This window comes from Tepidiforma thermophila, assembly GCF_002563855.1.
In the GTDB taxonomy this organism is placed as follows: domain Bacteria; phylum Chloroflexota; class Dehalococcoidia; order Tepidiformales; family Tepidiformaceae; genus Tepidiforma; species Tepidiforma thermophila.
In genome coordinates this window covers 2,164,273-2,178,945 of record NZ_PDJQ01000001.1, presented here as the reverse complement: position 1 = coordinate 2,178,945, position 14,673 = coordinate 2,164,273, and the positions used below count along the sequence as shown (strand labels likewise).

The following is a 14,673-nucleotide window of genomic DNA, read 5'->3' as shown; positions in this document are numbered from 1 at the left end:
TCGTGGCGGTGGGCGTCGGCTGGGGCGGACGCAGAGTCGGCGTGGCCGTCGGAGGCAGAGGCGGCGTCGTCGGCGTTGCCGTCGCCTGGCCGGCCGGTCGTGTGGGAGTTGCCGTCAGTGCCGGGGTGGGCGAGGGCCGCGGAGGCGTGACGCCGGCTGCCGTTGGCGTCGCAGTCGGGGTCGCTGTGGCAGTGGGCGTCGCCGCACGGCTTTCGGCCGGTCCGGCACCGACGTTGGCCTCCTGCTGCCCCGCCCCGGCACCAGCCGCGTCTCGTTCCGCCTCGCCTGGACCGCCGCAGGCTGCAACGGCCAGTACCAGGGCGCCTGCTGCCATGCCAAGCCATGCCCTCACGTCATCAATCCTAACCGCGATGTCAAGCCGGCACGGCCGAAACCGAAAAGAACGAGAGCGGGGCGCCCTGCTGAGCGCCCCGCATCGTGAATCCGCGCCGTGAAACGGCAGCTACTGCTGGACCGGTGTCTCCTTCGAATTCCCCCACTCGGCCCACGAACCGTCGTACACCTTGTTGCCTTTCCCAAGGCCGACCAGGCGGAGCGTGAACAGCGAATGGGCCGCGCGCACACCCGTCTGGCAGTAGGTGATGACCTGGGTGTCTTTGGTAATGCCGACTTTCGCGAACTGCGCGCGCAGCTGGTCCGCCGACTTCCACACCTTCGGGTCGGTCTCCGTCAGCGATGCCTGCCAGTCGAGGTTGACGGCATTCGGAATGTGACCCCCGCGGGCCGCGCGCACGTCTGCGCCGGTGTACTCCGCCTGCGTGCGGGCGTCGAGAATCACCACATTGGGGTCCGGGTTCGTCGCCTTGTCCTTGACATAATCAAGGGCACAGATGACATCGGGGTTCGGCTTCGCGACGAACTTCGCCGGGGTCGGGTTCGGCACATCCTTCGTCACTGGCCGGCCTTCCTTCTCCCACTTCGCCCAGCCGCCGTTCACCACCCGTGCCTTCGGGTGACCGTAGTAATCGAGCACCCACCACAGGCGCGTCGCCCAGAGCCCGGTTCCATCGTCGTAAATTACGACCTCCTTGGTTCCGTCGATGCCCAGCGCGCCCACCTTCTCGGCAAACAGGCTCTCACGGATCACGTACAGCTTCTCGTCCGGGTCCTTCAGCGCGGCCTGGTCGTACCACACCGCACCCGGGATGTGGCCGGCCTCGTAGGCCTCCTTCTTGCGGATATCCACGATAACCAGCGACGGGTCGCCAAGCTTCCCGGCGAGCCAGTCGGTTTCTGCCAGCAGGTCCGGCTCGGCGTAACCTGCCGGCTCCGCTGCGGCGTCGCCGTTCGAGCCGGCGCCGTTCGTATCGTCATCGTCGCCGCCGCACGCGGCCGCGAGCGGCAATGCCAGCAGAAGTGCAAATACCAGCCCCGCCAGGGGCAGCCGCCGCCGCAGAGATTCCAACATGTCGTTTCCTCCTTGTTCCTTAGCCCTTCGAAAGTTCCGCAGCGCGTCGCGCAATCTCCGCGAGCGCCTTTTTCTGGTCGAGCGTCCCTTCGGCCGGTTCGAGCCGGATGCGCCAGGTCCCCCGGCCAACGGGCTCAATCGTTGAGCGGTAGTTCAGCTTTGCCCCTTCCCACGGCACCGTCGAAAGCGCCGGGGCGTGGTCGGTCAGCACCTCGAGACACTCGCCCGCTGGCAGCTTTGCGAGCGCCTCCCGCGCCTTCATCGCCGGGTAGGGGCACATCTCCCCCCGGACGTCCAGTTCCATCTTTCCCTCCTTGCCTCTCAACTACGGGAGCCGCCGGATCAGCGCGACGCCGACCCAGGCGCCCCCGAAGAGCGCGATGCCATAGACCCAGCCGGCCAGCGCCAGCGAGGGGATTGACGAGAAAAACGCCCCGATGGTGCACCCAATGGCGATCACCGAGGCATACCCCATCAGGATGCCGCCCGCCGCGGCCTGCACATACCGGCTCCGCTGCCGCGGCCACCGGAGACGGAACTCACCCGAAAGCACCGATGCGGTGAACGCCCCGGCCACCAGCCCGAGCATCGTCGCCGTCCGCACCGTGAACCACTTCTCGGCCCCGCCCGGCGTGCAGCCTGCCAGCAGCTCGCTGCCCTTTAGCGGCAGCGAGCCAGCATCGAACCAGCCGAGCACGTTGTCGGCCCAGAGCGAAATCCCGCCGGTAACCCCGAGCGGCACCTGCAGCCCGAGCGCGAACACCGAAAGAACCGCCAGCGCAACCGCCCCGGTCGTGTAGCTCCACCCGTGGCCGCCCCAGACCCGGTCCCAGCCCTGGCGCAGCTGCTCGCGCAGTCCGAAGGCCGGCTCCGGCGGGGGCGCAGGGAACTCCGGCATCTTCGGGGTGCGCGACTCCCACCAGAGCACGAGGACGTACAGCCCCGCAAGCGCCGCGAGCGTCAGTGCCAGCGCCAGGGGGTAGCCGCCCAGTTCGGCCGGCAGCCACACGGCCGTCCGCTCGCGGATGTCGTTGTCGTACCACCAGGCCCACTGCCGATTTGCGACGACCGTCCCCGCCACGATGCCGGCCATCGCCACCCACGAGGCCACGTACCCTTCGCCCATCCGCCAGAGCGACCCCGAGACGCAGCCGCCCGCCAGCACCATGCCCACGCCGAACAGCACGCCGCCCACGACGGTCGCAATGCCGACCGGCTGGATGTGCGGCCCGGCCGGCGCGATGCCGAATCCCGGGTCCGGCGCCAGCCGCGCCTCGAGAAACACAAAGCCCACGGTAGCGACCGCCAGCCCGACCAGGATCGCCCGGAACAGGCGCCCGTCGCCGAGCAGAACCAGGTCGCGGAACGCCCCGGCGAAGCAGAGGCGGCTTCGCTGCAGCACCACGCCGAACGCCACGCCGATAAGCCAGAAGGCGCCGATCGCGAAACCCCGCTGGTCGAGCAGAAGCCAAACAGCCGCGATAACCCCGCCCAGGGCAAGCGGCTTCACCGCGAAACGGGAAACGGTCGAGGGAGCGGGAGGGGCGAGTGTTGTCACGCCGTGTAACGTAACGAAGTTGAGCTACTCAGTCAACTTCGCCCCGATGATGGAAAAGCTCCGCACTCGCGGGGATTCACGCGGACCGCAGGCCTGCGACTGCACCGCGTAGCCGGGCAGCGAACCGGAGGGGAAAGCCGGGCAGATCTGCAAGTGGTAGCAGGGGGGAGGCTCGAACTCCCGACCTCACGATTATGAGTCGTGCGCTCTGACCTGCTGAGCTACCCTGCCCCGTCATCTCCAATCTACCACGAGCGGCCCTTCTGGGGCATCGCCGGACCCGGCCGACGACGCCCTACCCGTCCACCCGCTCAGTCCGCCACCGTACGCCGCGAGCATCGAAATCGACAATCACGCACAGCCCCGCCCGGCGGTTCGCATCGCTCAACGGCATCGGCGCTCCCGAGTAGACCGCCGTCACCCCGTGGCGGCTGACGTCAGCGTGCGGCTCCCAGTGCCCCAGGGCGACGTAATCCCAGTGCCCCCGCGCAGCGGCCAGCTCCCGCTCGTGGATCGGCAATGACCGGTAGGTCTCGCCGCCCTCCGGGACGAAGTGGCCATGCGCGAGCGCGATGTGCCATCGCCGGTCGAGCCGCTCCGGCAGCCCGTCGAGCGGCCGGAAGTGCCAGTCTGAGTCCAGGTACGCCCGCCCCCAGACCACCAGGTCCACCCCTTCCGGCTCAATGACCTCGCCTCGGTGCTCCCGCACGATCGTCAGCCGCTTCGCGATCGCCTCCATATCGTGGCGCCAGTAGATGCTCCCCGGGTCCATTGGGTCATGGTTCCCCGGAATGAGGAACGCCTGGCCTTTGAAACGAGCAATCTGCGCGGCAGCCCACTCCACCGTCTCCGCAGGCACCCGGTCATTGTCGAAGATATCCCCCGCCAGGACGAGCACATCCGCACACGCCCGGTTGGCGAGGTCGATCACCCGGGAGAATGCCGCTTCCATCCGCCGGCGCCGCTCCACCCATCCCGGGTGGTCGTTTCCAGCGTACGCACCGAGGTGCACATCGGAGGTATGCACCACCCGCAGGGGCCGCGGCTCACGCACCGAGCGCCTCCCGCATACCGGCCAGCTGGCGCGCATGGTCGAGCGCGTGGAGTCGAAGGAAGAGCAGCCACTCGCGCCAGTTCAGCGGGCCGAAGAACGGGTGCTCCCACCGCACCTCCAGGTGGGCCCCCGGGTCAGCCGCCCGCACGTGCTCATACAGCGAAGCGTTGCCGGCCGCCTGGGCCTCGAGGATCTGCTCCCGCTCGCGCGGCAGCTCCGGGAGACCGTTTGCAGGGCGCTCGCCCGTCAGCGCCACGTGCAGCACCGCAGTTGCGACCTGCAGGTTCCAGCCCACCACGTGGGCGAGACAGTCCATCGGGCTCCACTCGTCTCCGGGTGGATGCTCCTCATACCGCTCCGCGGGGATCGCCCGCGCGGCGGCGAACAGCTCGGCCATGCCGCCTTCGACCCGTTCAATCAGCTCCTCGATGCTCCGCGACGCTGCCTGCGCCACGAGGTACTCCCGGATGCGCACCCGTTCCGATTCCGGCATCGTCATGCCCCGGCTCCTTCCCCGGCGAACCGCCGGTAAAACTGCACGGTCGAAAACCCGGCCGCACGGCGTGCCGCCGGCCGCAGCTCTCCGGGGAGCCGGAGTCGGTGCCAGCGGTGCTCAACCATCACCACGCTGCCGCCCGGACGTGCAGCCTCGGCCAGCGCCGCCAGCGCCGCCTGCTGTTCGTGCCGGGGCAGGTGCCCAACATAATGCGCGGCGATGACCGCATCGAACCCCCTGCCCACCCGGCGCAGGTCACGCCCGTCCCCATGGGCGACGACCCCCTCGCCGAGCCGCCGGGCGGCTGCTGCGACAAAAAACGGCGAAAGCTCAATACCCCGGAACTCAACGTCCGGCAGCCGCGCCCGCAGCGCCGCCAGCAGCATGCCCGGTCCCGGGGCAACCTCCAGCACCCGGCGCGCCCCCGTCCGCCGTAGCCAGCCGGCCAGCAGCTCGGCGACCCGGCGCTCGCTCCCCGCCCAGTACACCGGCCGGATGACGCGCTCGTAGAGGGCCACACTCCGCGCAGAAAAGTAGCCCTCAGGCAGGAAATGCCATCGCCGGAAGTACCAGCCCGGGTACTCCACCCCCTCCGCTGCGGCCGGGTGCTGCTCCAGTGCAGCCCGCAACGCAGCCGCCTGTGCCGGAGGCATTCCCTGCAGCATCATGCCTGCGCATTCTCCGCGCCGCGGTGGGTCCTGTCACGCAACCGTCCCCCGGCCCGTAGAATGCGCCCTCATCCCACCCGAGGTATCTACCATGATCACCATTGTCGCCAAACTCCAGGCGCAGCCCGGCAAGGAGGCCGAACTCCGCGCCGCGCTCACCGAGATGGTCGCCGCCGTCAAGGAAAAGGAGGCCGGCGCTGTGCCCGCCTACTCCCTCCACGTCTCCGACTCCGACCCGACCGTCTTCCTGTTTTACGAAAATTACCGCGACGCTGCCGCCTTCGAGGCCCACGGCAAGACCGACCACATGCGTGCTCTCGGCGCAAAGCTCGCCGGGCTCCTCGCCGGCCGGCCCGTCATCGAGCGCTATACCAAAATCGCCGGCGTCGACTGAACGTCGGCTTTCCCGGGGATGGTTGTCTCTTAGCACGGCCGGCGCGAACGTTCCCCCCGTGGACCTCGTTCGCGCCGTCGTGCTCGGCATCGTCCAGGGCCTCGCCGAGTTCCTGCCGATCTCCAGCTCCGGTCACCTCATCCTTGTCCCGGCCCTCTTCGGCTGGGAGGACCAGGGGCTCGCCTTCGATGTCGGCCTCCACGGCGGCACCCTCCTCGCCCTGCTGGCCTACTTCTGGCGCGACTGGTACCTCATGTTCCGAACCGGCCTGGCCGACCTCGCCCGGCACGGTGCCCGCGTCTCCGCATGGAGAACCGACACCCGTCTCCTCTGGCTCCTCGCCCTTGGATCTCTCCCTGCAGCCGTCGTCGGTCTCCTGTTCGATGACTGGATCGAGGCGAACGTCCGCCAGCCCTGGCTCGTCGCCATCATGCTCGCGCTGATGGGCACGATGATGCTGGTCGCCGATCGGCTCGCCGCCAACCGCCGGCCGATGGCCCATGTGGGCGTTGGCGATGCGCTCGCCATCGGCGTCGGCCAGGCATTCGCGCTCATCCCCGGGGTCTCCCGCTCCGGCGCGACCGTGACAGTAGCGCTCGCCCGGGGGCTCCGCCGCGAGGATGCCGTTCGCTTCGCGTTTCTCCTGGGGACGCCGGCGTTCGTCGGGGCCCTGCTGCTGAAATCGGCCGACCTCGCCGCCCTCTCCGGGACCGAGGCCCGCGACATGCTCGTCGGCTTCGCCACCTCGGCGATTGTCGGCTTTGCTGCAATCCACTTCCTGCTGCGCTGGGTGCGTACCCGCTCCCTGCTTGTCTTCGTGCTCTACCGCTACGTGGTGGCCATCCTCACCCTGGCTATCGGCGCCTACCGCGTCGCCTGAGCGGCCTCCAGCCGCCCCCGCCCGTATGATGCAGCCACACCAGTTGTCCCGGAGGTTTCCGCATGGTTCTCGAACGTCTGCGGCTCGATGGCCCGCCGCGCAGGGTGGCCATCGTCACCGGCGGCGGGCGCGGGCTCGGCAAGGCGATGGCCATCGCGCTCGCTGAAGCCGGCGCCGATATCTGCATCGCCAGCCGCACCCGCGCCCAGCTCGAAGAAGCAGCCGCCGAAATCCGCGCCGCCGGCGGCCGCGAGCCGCTCGTCGTACCCACCGATGTCCGCGTCCGCGAGCAGTGCGATGCGCTCATCGAGCGCACCGTCGAGCACTTCGGCAGGCTCGACATCATGCTCAATAACGCCGGCATCGGCGACCGGCGAGGCGCCGGCAACCGCATCCAGGACCTCGACGACGCCGACTGGCAGGACACCATCGAGGTCAACCTCTACAGCACCTTCTACTGCTCCCGCGCCGCTGTCCGCCAGCTCCTCAAGCAGGGCACCGGCGGCGTCATCGTCAACGTCGCCAGCGGCACCGCCCTCCGCTCGTCGCCGCAGTCGCTCGCCTACGCCGCTGCCAAGGCCGGCGTCATCTCGCTTACGAAAAGCCTCGCCGCCCAGGTGGTCGGCGAAAATATCCGCGTCAACTGCATCATCCCCGGCTTCGTCGCCCAGGCCCCGGCGCAGTCCGAAGAAGAGGCCAGCATGCGCGCCCAGCGCGGGCGGTTCATCACCGTCCGCCGTCTCGGGGAGGCCTGGGAGCTCGGCCCCCTCGCCGTCTTCCTCTGCTCCGACGCTTCCAGCTATATCACCGGCGAATCGTTCGTCATCGACGGCGGTGGCCTGGCCGGCGGCGTCGCCCCCACCGGCTGGGTCGTCGCCGAACCCGCGGAGGTGCGCCATGGCTGAGTGGAACCGCAAACCCGGCTTCGACCTGTCCGGCAAGAGGGCGCTGGTCGTCGGCTGCGCCAACCCGGCCGGCCGCGCCCTCGCCCTTGCCCTCGCCGAAGCCGGCGCCGACGTCGCGGTCGCCTCGGCCACAACCGACGGCGAGGAGATGCTCGAAGCCCGCCGCATCGCCAAGGCCGTCACCGAAATGGGCCGCCGCTCCTTCGCCCAGGGCTGGGACGTCACGCTCCCCACCAACGTCCAGGTCAGCATGAAGCAGCTCGGCAAGGAGTTCGGCCGCCCGACCATCCTCGTCTATAACGCCGACCTGCCGTTCGCGAAGCCGTTCGAAAAGGTGACCGATACCGAGTTCGCCCGCCTCCAGGCTGTCAACCAGAACGGCGCCTTCTACACGGCGCGCAGCTTCGTCCGGGAGTTCCCCGAAGGCGAGGGACCCGGGCGGCTCATCTTCGTTACCTCGATCTTCGCCGAGCGCGGCGTCGAAGGCCTTGCGGCCTACACGGCGGTGAAGTCCGGCGTCATCGGCCTTTCGACGGCTCTCTCGCAGGAACTCGCCGCCCGGGGCTTCACGTCGAACTGCATCGCCACCGGCTGGATGGACTGGACGCCCGGCCGCGGCCCCGATGAGATCGGCGCCAACCTGCTGATGCGCTTCATCCCGATGCGCCGCTTCGGCCGCGCCGACGAACTGGGCCCGCTCGCCGTCCTCCTCGCCTCCGAAGCGGCCGGCTACATCAGCGGACAGGTCTTCCACGTCGACGGCGGTGTGAGCCAGCACCTGTAACGCCCGCGGGCGGGCGCGCTACTCCGCGTGCCCGCCTTCAGCGCGCTGCCGCTCCAGCACCCTGCCCAGCGCCCGGCCCTTGTCGGGCGTTGGGTCTTTCACCAGCCCGTAAATCTCCCGTCCTTCGTGGTCCTCGGGCAGGTACTCGGTGATGGGCAGACCCTCCTCGGTCACGAACAGGAGACAGTGGCAGTACTTATAGATCTGCATTTCGTCGCACGCGCAGATCCACGTGCGCCGCTTCACCTCTTCGTCTTTCGGGAGGTACAGCCCCTCCGGCCAGTTCCCGTTCTCGTCCTTCGAGGGGTAGAAGTTGCACGGACAGAGCGGCCGGCCGTACTCGTCGAGGTTGGCCGCCAGCCCCAGGATCACCGCTTCGGTAATGCTCGGGTCCGGGTGGAAGTGGGTCCCCGACTTTTCCGCGAACTTCCGGGCGTACGCCCACATCTTGTCAATTGAAGCCTGGCTCGGCCTGTCCAACGGCGTTCCTCCTCAGCTGTTGCTCTGATTATCCGGCCCGCAGGCGAACCCTGCTCGTTCCGCGTACCATGCGGCCATGCCCCGGTCCCATCCGCTCGCCCACCGCATCGCCGCCGCCATGCGTGAGGCAACCCTCGCGCTCGGCCGTCATCCCGTGCTTGGCGACGTCGCCGAGGTGGCCGGCTTCACCTGCATCGACGCCGGCCTCGGCGTCTCGAGCGCGAATGTCGCTCTTCCGGGGAGCGTGGAAGGGCCGGCCATGCCTGCGCTGCGAGAGGTCGCAGCATGGTTCGCCGCCCGCGGCCTCAACTTCCGCGTCGACCTGCCGGCCGATGCGCCGTCCGACCTCATGGCCGCGGCGATGACGATCGGGTTGCGTTTCCGCGAACGCCAGCCCGTCATGCTCCTTGAGCGCCTCTGGCCCGAGCCGCTCCCCGGCAAGCTCGACGTCCGGCCCGTCGCCGATGACCGCGATGTAGAGGACTTCTGCGCGATCGACACGCTCGAGTTCGAGGACGACCCCCTGCTCGCGTCCATCATCGCCGCCGCGCGCGAGCACCCGGCCGTCCGCCTGCTCACAGGCTTCCTCGAGGGCCGGCCGGTCGCACGCATCGCAGCCATGCTCCACGGCGACCTCGCGACCCTCCACAGCCTCTACGTCCACCCTGCCTTCCGCCGGGGCGGGCTGGGCACCGAGATGACCCTCCGCGCCATCGCGCTGGTCCGGTCCGAAGGGGCAGCTGCGGCCGCCCTCGCGTCGACCCTGGCCGCCGTGCCGCTCTACGAACGCCTCGGATTCCAAACCATCGGCGCGACCATCGTCATGGGGTGCGATAGCCCGCTCCCCTGAGCCCGGCTAAATCGTCAGGCCGCCGAGCCCCTGCACGCCCCGCACGTACTCAATCTCGCCCACGTGGCGGTATCCGTGGCTCAGGCACACACCGTAGATGCCGTCCCAAAGCGACATCTCCCCGAGCGGCTTGATCGTGACTTTCCGCTCGTCGAACTCCTCGGGCGACATGCTGGCGAGGTATCGGTCGGTCGCTTCCCAGACCTTCTGCTGGTACTCGTGCCACTTCGCCACGTCGGAAATCCGGATGTCGTTCGCCTCCTCGGCTGTCATGCCCGTGCCCTGGCTGGTGCGCGGCAGGCCGAAGTACTCGTGGTAGTTTCCCTCCAGCCACACGGTCGGCTTCTGCTGGGCCACCCAGTTGATGATGTTGTCCTCGGTGCGGACGTAATGCCACAGGCTGAAGAAGGCGCTCACGCCCCCCTCCTTCGGTCGAAAGTTCAGCTGCTCGGCGGTCATCCCTTCGACCGCCTTATCGAGCAGGTCGTGCATCGACCTGAGTGACGTCCGCAGAATCTCATGCGCAGTGCGGGGCATCAGTCCTCCACCATCGTTCGTCTGGTGGGGCCGATTCTACGCCACAGTGCGCTCGACGTTGTCGAATGGCGCCGGCTAGACCGCGACGGCCGTGGGCTTCGGCTCTTCCAGCGCGTACCCTGCGCCCCAGCGGTTGACGATGTAGACCGGCCGGCTCGGGTCATCTTCCAGCTTCTGACGCAGGTAGCGGATGTACAGCCGCAGGTAGTGCGTCTCGCCGGTGTACTGGTTCCCCCACACCCGCGCAATGAGCGCCTTTGATGGCACGACCTCGCCCGCGTGCTCGGCCAGGGTCCAGAGCAGGCGGTACTCCGTCGGCGATAGCGGCACCTCGCGCCCATCCTTCCACACCGTCTGCGATGCCGGGTCGATCTCGATCGCTCCCACGCGTACCCGCCCCGGCGTCTTTCCGTTGGACCGGACCGCGCTGCCGGCCGTCATCTCGATGCGCCGCAGCAGCGCCCGCAGCCGCAGGTCGATTTCGTCTGTGCTGCAGGGCGGCCGGCAGTATTCGTCGGCCCCCGCCTCGAAGCATCGCAGCATTTCGGCCGTCGTACCCGTGCATCCCACAGCGATGACCGGTACCCGGGTCGCCCGCCGCAGCCGGGCGATCGCCTCGGATGGGAACCCGACCTCCCTGCCGAGGTCGACGACCACGGCGTCGGGCTCGGCCCGCTCGAAGGCCGCCGCAGCGCCGGCCGGGTCCCCGAAGGCGGCAACCCGGTAGCCGCTCGCCTCCAGCTCCCGGGCGCGGTCAAACGCCCGGTCGAGCCCCTGCGAAACCACGGCCACGCGCAGTCCGACGGGCGGCGGCAGCTCCGCGGTATCACGCATCCGCAGATCGGGCATCGCCGTTTCCCTCCCCATCGGTGCCTTCCCCGATGTTTCGCCGCGGGGCGGCAGCCGAAAGTACCGGTATGCGGAGCCTGTCGCCCCTTCCGGTCCTCCTCGGTTGCGCAGCGCTCTGCTCGGCGCTCAGCCTTGCCGCGCTGCGTTTCAATCCGGCAGCCGAAACCGTAAACCCCGCATCCCAAATGTCGGCAGAGGAGGCCGCCCTCCCCGCTGCCGGCTCCCCGTCTGTCACGGAGCTGACACCCCCGGCGGACCAGCCGGCCCACCTGCCGCCGTCGCGGAGGCCCGCGCCACCCCGCCTGCCCCGGCCGCCGAGCCGGTGCCCCTCGCGCTCACGCACGCGCCTGCAGCAAGCAATCCCGAGCCGGTTGCTGCGATGCCCGCGGCCGTGTCGCAGCCGCGGGAGTTCGTCTCCGTCGAGGACCGGGCGGTCGAGCTCCTCGCCGCCATGAACGCAGCCCGCGCCCAGGCAGGGCTCGAACCGCTCACCTGGGACTCCGACCTCGCCGCCGTCGCGCTCGCCCGTGCCGGCGACCTCATCGAGCACGACTACTTCGACCACTACGGGCCTGATGGCCGCAGCGCCTTCTCAGAACTGGCTGCACGCGGGATCCGCTACGGACTGGCCGGCGAGAACCTGGCTCGAAACAATTACGCCGAAGCCAAAACCGTTCAGGCCGCGTTCCAGGGCCTGATGGGGAGCCCCGGCCACCGGGCAAACATCCTCGAGCCCCGGTTCTCCCGGGTCGGCGTCGCAGCCGTCCGCGCTGGCCGGGTCTGGCTCTACGTCACCATCTTCACTGACTGACCCGGCGGCCCGCCGTAAACAGTTGGTGGTGGGCGATGAGGGGCTCGAACCCCCGGCCTTCTCGGTGTAAGCGAGACGCTCTGACCAGCTGAGCTAATCGCCCACGGGCTGCTACCTCTCCAAGTCTACCGCCCGCCGGCCGCTTCGGTCGCCTCCGCAAGCCGTTCGAAGGCCGCAGCCGTTGCCTCGCGCTCCACCCCGAGCGCCCGCTGCTCCTCCAGCCAGGCGCGGAAGCCGGCAGCGTCCCACCGGCCGACCCGCCGGAATCCCTCCAGCGACGGGAAGCCGGCGGCCGCCGCCCGGAGGTCCATCAATGCGCGGTTACGGTCGGCCACTGCTCGCGCCTCCCCGCTCGCGATTGCAGCCTCCAGCTTCGCATTCCGCCGGCCCAGCACGCCGGCTGCACGTCCCGGCTCTTCGAAATAGGCATCCAGCGGCGCCTCCGCCAGCAGCCGCGCGGCCGTCAGTGCCCCAACGCCCGGAATTCCCGGCAGGTCGTCGGATGCGTCCCCGCTGGCCGCCCGGTAGTCGAGGTACCGCTCCCGCGGAAACGCCGTCGGCCTACCTGCCGCGTCCCGCGGAGCAGTCTGCTCCGCGAAGTTCTCCGCGGTAATGACGACCTTCTTCACCGGCGAGTAGACCGAAATGCGGTCATCGACAAGCTGGAGGAAGTCGCGGTCCGTGGAAACGATCCGGACGGGGCCATCCTCCGCCAGTGCGCGGGCGGCGATCAGGTCGTCCGCTTCGGTGTTCTCGCCCCGCAGGACTTCGATGGGCAGCATCGCCGCCAGTTCAATGAACGCGCCGATGGCGGCGAGGATGGACGGCTCGTTCTCGGCGAATGCCGGATCCGACTCCCGTCCGGTCTGGTACGCGGGGAAGATCGCCCGCCGCCGCACCGGGCGTCCCGCATCGAAGGCGATGGCGAGCCCGGTCACGGCCCTGGGGGAGTCCAGCAACCGCCCCTGCGCGCCCGGCCGGCCGTCCGGCGGCTCACCGGCACGCACCAGCGCGCCGAACACCGCCTGCGCCAGCCCGAGCAGCGCCGCCCGCTGCTTTCGCTCGGGCGTGTGGGCGCCCATGGGCCGCCGCAACGCATGGAAGCCTGCCCACGCGAGATTGTTGCCGTCCAGCACCAGGAGCACCCGGCCAGTATCGCACACACCCCGACCTGGCGACCGGTGCCGATTGGTTTGGTTTACGGCACATATAAACAATTATCTCGACGCTCGTCCGGGATTGACCTATCCATCCCTTCGGGAAGGCCCTGATTCGCCGTGCGCGCGCTCCGCCCGAGGATTGTTGCAGCCCCTTGTCGAGGTTCCGAATTGTCTACGCAGCGTCTGACCGAAATGCTCGAGGTAACGCCGTCCGACCAGGCCCTTCGCCAGCGCTGGCTGCAGCTCACCGACCGCGATGTGGCCCTCATCCGCGAGGCAGCTGTCTTTCTCCGCCCCCGCGCTGACGACATCGTCCGTCGCTTCTACGACCACTCCTTCGCCTTCCCCGAGTTTGTCCGCAAGGTCGAAGAGTCCAGGTCGAGCAGGGCCCGACTCGAGGCTGCCCAAAAGGATTACTTCCTCCGCCTCCTTGAAGCACGGTTCGACAACGAATACTTCGAGCACCGCCTCCGTGTCGGTGCTACCCATGCAGTGTTGAACATCGAGCCGCGCTGGAACGTTGGCAACTACGCCGTCTATTCGAGGCTGGTCTTCGATGAGCTGGCCAAAAAGCTCAAGGGCCAGAAGCTGATCGAGACAATCGAAGCCTTCGCCAAGGTCTTCATGCTCGACGCCAGCCTTGCGGTCGAAACCTACATTTCAGAGGGTGTCCTGGCGCGCCTCGTCGACGCCTGTAAACTCGTGAACGGTGCTGCTGGCTCCATGCGCGAAGGTACCGCGCAGGTCGATGCCGCCGCCCGCGAAATCGCCAACGCCACCCAGGAAGTCGCCCGCGGAGCAACCGTCCAGTCGTCGTCGCTCTCGGATCTCAGCGGCCAGATGCGCTCCCTCGCCGACGGGGTCAATGAGGTCGCAATGGCTGCCTCGGCGCAGGCCGATGGCCTCCGCGAGGCTGCCGGCACGGCCGAATCCGTCCGCACCGCGCTTTCCGGCGTCGCAGCATCGGCCCGTGCCGCCGCCCAGAAGGGCGAGGGCTCCCTCGCCGCCGCCCGCGAGGGCATGACCGCCGTCCAGCAAACCGTCGACGCCATGAACACCATCCGCGAGGCCGTGCGCGGCACCGCCGGCGAAATCGAGGAGCTCGGCCGCCGCGGGTCCGAAATCGGCGCCATCGTCCAGGTTATCGAGGACATCGCCAGCCAGACCAACCTCCTCGCTTTGAACGCCGCCATCGAGGCCGCCCGCGCCGGCGAGCAGGGCCGCGGCTTTGCCGTCGTCGCCGAGAACGTCCGCTCCCTCGCCGAGCGCACCGCCGTCGCCACGAAGGAGATCGCTGGCCTCATCGCGGCAGTCCAGCAGGGAACTGGTCAGGCTGTCCGTGCCATGGAGGCGTCCGTCCGCGACGTCGAAGTCGGTGCCGCCCGCGCGAACGAAGCCGGCGCGGCGCTCTCCCGGATCGTTGATTCCGCGACCGACGTCAACGCCGAAATCGAGCGGATCGCCGCCGCAGCCGCGGGCATGCAGGAGGGCGTCGAGTCGCTTGCCATCCAGGTCCGCGACGTCGCCGCCATCGCCGACCGGCTCGCCGGCCTCGCCGCCGAGATGCGCGGCCGCAGCGACCGGGCCGTCGAGGCGATCACCTCAACGTCCGCCGTCGCCGAGGAGTCCGCGGCGGCCAGCGAGCAGGTGTCCGCCAGCGTCGAGGAGGTCACTGCCCAGGTCAGCGAACTCGCCGGCCTCGCCCAGAAGCTCACCGAGGTCTCGCGCGACATGGCTGCCTTCCTCGCCCGGTTCGGCGCCCTCGCGCACGACTCCGAGGGGCGGAGCTACCGCGCTGCCGCTTAGCAGGCGCGCCTG

General features: G+C 69.2%; 17 protein-coding genes and 2 tRNA genes. 7 read left to right on the top strand and 12 right to left on the bottom strand.

Features of this window, described 5'->3' with window-relative positions; all coding sequences use genetic code 11:
- Positions 1–463: 463 nt before the first annotated feature.
- The 7 genes from A9A59_RS10615 to A9A59_RS10585 all read right to left on the bottom strand — a co-directional run bounded on the left by A9A59_RS10615 (position 464) and on the right by A9A59_RS10585 (position 5,190).
- Positions 464–1,429 (bottom strand): sulfurtransferase, encoded by a 966-nt coding sequence (locus tag A9A59_RS10615; protein WP_098504243.1) that lies wholly within the window; start codon positions 1,427–1,429, stop codon positions 464–466.
- 19 nt (positions 1,430–1,448) lie between these two features.
- Positions 1,449–1,733: a sulfurtransferase TusA family protein gene (locus A9A59_RS10610; RefSeq protein ID WP_098504242.1), complete on the bottom strand. Its 285-nt coding sequence runs from the start codon at positions 1,731–1,733 to the stop codon at positions 1,449–1,451.
- 21 nt (positions 1,734–1,754) lie between these two features.
- A complete protein-coding gene (locus tag A9A59_RS10605; RefSeq protein ID WP_165772665.1) occupies positions 1,755–2,939 on the bottom strand; it encodes a YeeE/YedE family protein in 1,185 nt (394 codons plus the stop codon).
- Between the two features lie 202 nt (positions 2,940–3,141).
- Positions 3,142–3,218 (bottom strand) — tRNA-Met (locus A9A59_RS10600).
- A 64-nt stretch (positions 3,219–3,282) separates the two neighbouring features.
- On the bottom strand, positions 3,283–4,041 hold the full coding sequence (locus tag A9A59_RS10595) for a metallophosphoesterase family protein (RefSeq protein WP_165772664.1): 759 nt from the start codon (positions 4,039–4,041) through the stop codon (positions 3,283–3,285).
- Positions 4,034–4,540: a DinB family protein gene (locus tag A9A59_RS10590; RefSeq protein ID WP_098504239.1), complete on the bottom strand. Its 507-nt coding sequence runs from the start codon at positions 4,538–4,540 to the stop codon at positions 4,034–4,036. Before A9A59_RS10590 ends, A9A59_RS10595 begins: the two co-directional genes overlap by 8 nt.
- Positions 4,537–5,190 (bottom strand): class I SAM-dependent methyltransferase, encoded by a 654-nt coding sequence (locus A9A59_RS10585; RefSeq protein ID WP_165772663.1) that lies wholly within the window; start codon positions 5,188–5,190, stop codon positions 4,537–4,539. Before A9A59_RS10585 ends, A9A59_RS10590 begins: the two co-directional genes overlap by 4 nt.
- 106 nt (positions 5,191–5,296) lie before the next feature.
- Here A9A59_RS10585 and A9A59_RS10580 point away from each other — a divergent pair, with 106 nt between their 5' ends.
- The 4 genes from A9A59_RS10580 (at position 5,297) to A9A59_RS10565 (ending at position 8,168) form a co-directional block, all read left to right on the top strand.
- Positions 5,297–5,599: a putative quinol monooxygenase gene (locus tag A9A59_RS10580; protein ID WP_165772662.1), complete on the top strand. Its 303-nt coding sequence runs from the start codon at positions 5,297–5,299 to the stop codon at positions 5,597–5,599.
- A 58-nt stretch (positions 5,600–5,657) separates the two neighbouring features.
- The gene (locus A9A59_RS10575; RefSeq protein ID WP_098504236.1) at positions 5,658–6,479 is read left to right on the top strand and encodes an undecaprenyl-diphosphate phosphatase; all 822 of its coding nucleotides are present in this window, start codon (positions 5,658–5,660) and stop codon (positions 6,477–6,479) included.
- A 62-nt stretch (positions 6,480–6,541) separates the two neighbouring features.
- Complete coding sequence (locus A9A59_RS10570) at positions 6,542–7,384, top strand: SDR family NAD(P)-dependent oxidoreductase (RefSeq protein WP_098504235.1); 843 nt, start codon at positions 6,542–6,544, stop codon at positions 7,382–7,384.
- Positions 7,377–8,168: an SDR family NAD(P)-dependent oxidoreductase gene (locus A9A59_RS10565; RefSeq protein ID WP_098504234.1), complete on the top strand. Its 792-nt coding sequence runs from the start codon at positions 7,377–7,379 to the stop codon at positions 8,166–8,168. Before A9A59_RS10570 ends, A9A59_RS10565 begins: the two co-directional genes overlap by 8 nt.
- An 18-nt stretch (positions 8,169–8,186) precedes the next feature.
- Here the strand turns inward: A9A59_RS10565 and A9A59_RS10560 are convergent, their stop codons facing one another.
- Positions 8,187–8,615 (bottom strand): ferredoxin-thioredoxin reductase catalytic domain-containing protein, encoded by a 429-nt coding sequence (locus tag A9A59_RS10560; RefSeq protein WP_098504233.1) that lies wholly within the window; start codon positions 8,613–8,615, stop codon positions 8,187–8,189.
- Between the two features lie 109 nt (positions 8,616–8,724).
- Here A9A59_RS10560 and A9A59_RS10555 point away from each other — a divergent pair, with 109 nt between their 5' ends.
- Positions 8,725–9,498, top strand: a complete 774-nt coding sequence (locus A9A59_RS10555; RefSeq protein ID WP_098504232.1) for a GNAT family N-acetyltransferase — start codon at positions 8,725–8,727, stop codon at positions 9,496–9,498.
- A gap of 6 nt (positions 9,499–9,504) precedes the next feature.
- Here A9A59_RS10555 and A9A59_RS10550 read toward each other — a convergent pair whose 3' ends face one another.
- Positions 9,505–10,035 carry a DinB family protein gene (locus A9A59_RS10550; protein ID WP_098504231.1) on the bottom strand — a complete coding sequence of 177 codons (531 nt, stop codon included), beginning with the start codon at positions 10,033–10,035 and terminating at the stop codon, positions 9,505–9,507.
- 75 nt (positions 10,036–10,110) lie between these two features.
- Entirely contained in the window at positions 10,111–10,884 is a 774-nt protein-coding gene (locus A9A59_RS10545; RefSeq protein WP_165772661.1) for a response regulator transcription factor, read from the bottom strand.
- 379 nt (positions 10,885–11,263) lie between these two features.
- Here A9A59_RS10545 and A9A59_RS10540 point away from each other — a divergent pair, with 379 nt between their 5' ends.
- On the top strand, positions 11,264–11,695 hold the full coding sequence (locus A9A59_RS10540; protein ID WP_098504229.1) for a CAP domain-containing protein: 432 nt from the start codon (positions 11,264–11,266) through the stop codon (positions 11,693–11,695).
- A gap of 26 nt (positions 11,696–11,721) precedes the next feature.
- Here the strand turns inward: A9A59_RS10540 and A9A59_RS10535 are convergent.
- Positions 11,722–11,798: transfer RNA gene (locus A9A59_RS10535), tRNA-Val, on the bottom strand.
- Between the two features lie 22 nt (positions 11,799–11,820).
- Positions 11,821–12,840: a 5'-3' exonuclease gene (locus tag A9A59_RS10530; RefSeq protein WP_165772660.1), complete on the bottom strand. Its 1,020-nt coding sequence runs from the start codon at positions 12,838–12,840 to the stop codon at positions 11,821–11,823.
- Positions 12,841–13,023: 183 nt separating this feature from the next.
- Here A9A59_RS10530 and A9A59_RS10525 point away from each other — a divergent pair, with 183 nt between their 5' ends.
- Positions 13,024–14,661, top strand: coding sequence for a methyl-accepting chemotaxis protein (locus A9A59_RS10525; protein ID WP_133117598.1), 1,638 nt, complete (start codon positions 13,024–13,026; stop codon positions 14,659–14,661).
- Positions 14,662–14,673: the final 12 nt, after the last annotated feature.

Bases quoted from the DNA above. Each gene is read 5' to 3' on its own strand.
- A9A59_RS10615 (WP_098504243.1), bottom strand. From the start codon at position 1,429: ATGTTGGAATCTCTGCGGCGGCGGCTGCCCCTGGCGGGGCTGGTATTT.
- A9A59_RS10580 (WP_165772662.1), top strand. From the start codon at position 5,297: ATGATCACCATTGTCGCCAAACTCCAGGCGCAGCCCGGCAAGGAGGCC.
- A9A59_RS10555 (WP_098504232.1), top strand. From the start codon at position 8,725: ATGCCCCGGTCCCATCCGCTCGCCCACCGCATCGCCGCCGCCATGCGT.
- A9A59_RS10545 (WP_165772661.1), bottom strand. From the start codon at position 10,884: ATGCCCGATCTGCGGATGCGTGATACCGCGGAGCTGCCGCCGCCCGTC.
- A9A59_RS10565 (WP_098504234.1), top strand. From the start codon at position 7,377: ATGGCTGAGTGGAACCGCAAACCCGGCTTCGACCTGTCCGGCAAGAGG.
- A9A59_RS10610 (WP_098504242.1), bottom strand. From the start codon at position 1,733: ATGGAACTGGACGTCCGGGGGGAGATGTGCCCCTACCCGGCGATGAAG.
- A9A59_RS10550 (WP_098504231.1), bottom strand. From the start codon at position 10,035: ATGCCCCGCACTGCGCATGAGATTCTGCGGACGTCACTCAGGTCGATG.
- A9A59_RS10570 (WP_098504235.1), top strand. From the start codon at position 6,542: ATGGTTCTCGAACGTCTGCGGCTCGATGGCCCGCCGCGCAGGGTGGCC.
- A9A59_RS10590 (WP_098504239.1), bottom strand. From the start codon at position 4,540: ATGACGATGCCGGAATCGGAACGGGTGCGCATCCGGGAGTACCTCGTG.
- A9A59_RS10560 (WP_098504233.1), bottom strand. From the start codon at position 8,615: ATGTGGGCGTACGCCCGGAAGTTCGCGGAAAAGTCGGGGACCCACTTC.
- A9A59_RS10585 (WP_165772663.1), bottom strand. From the start codon at position 5,190: ATGCCTCCGGCACAGGCGGCTGCGTTGCGGGCTGCACTGGAGCAGCAC.
- A9A59_RS10540 (WP_098504229.1), top strand. From the start codon at position 11,264: ATGCCCGCGGCCGTGTCGCAGCCGCGGGAGTTCGTCTCCGTCGAGGAC.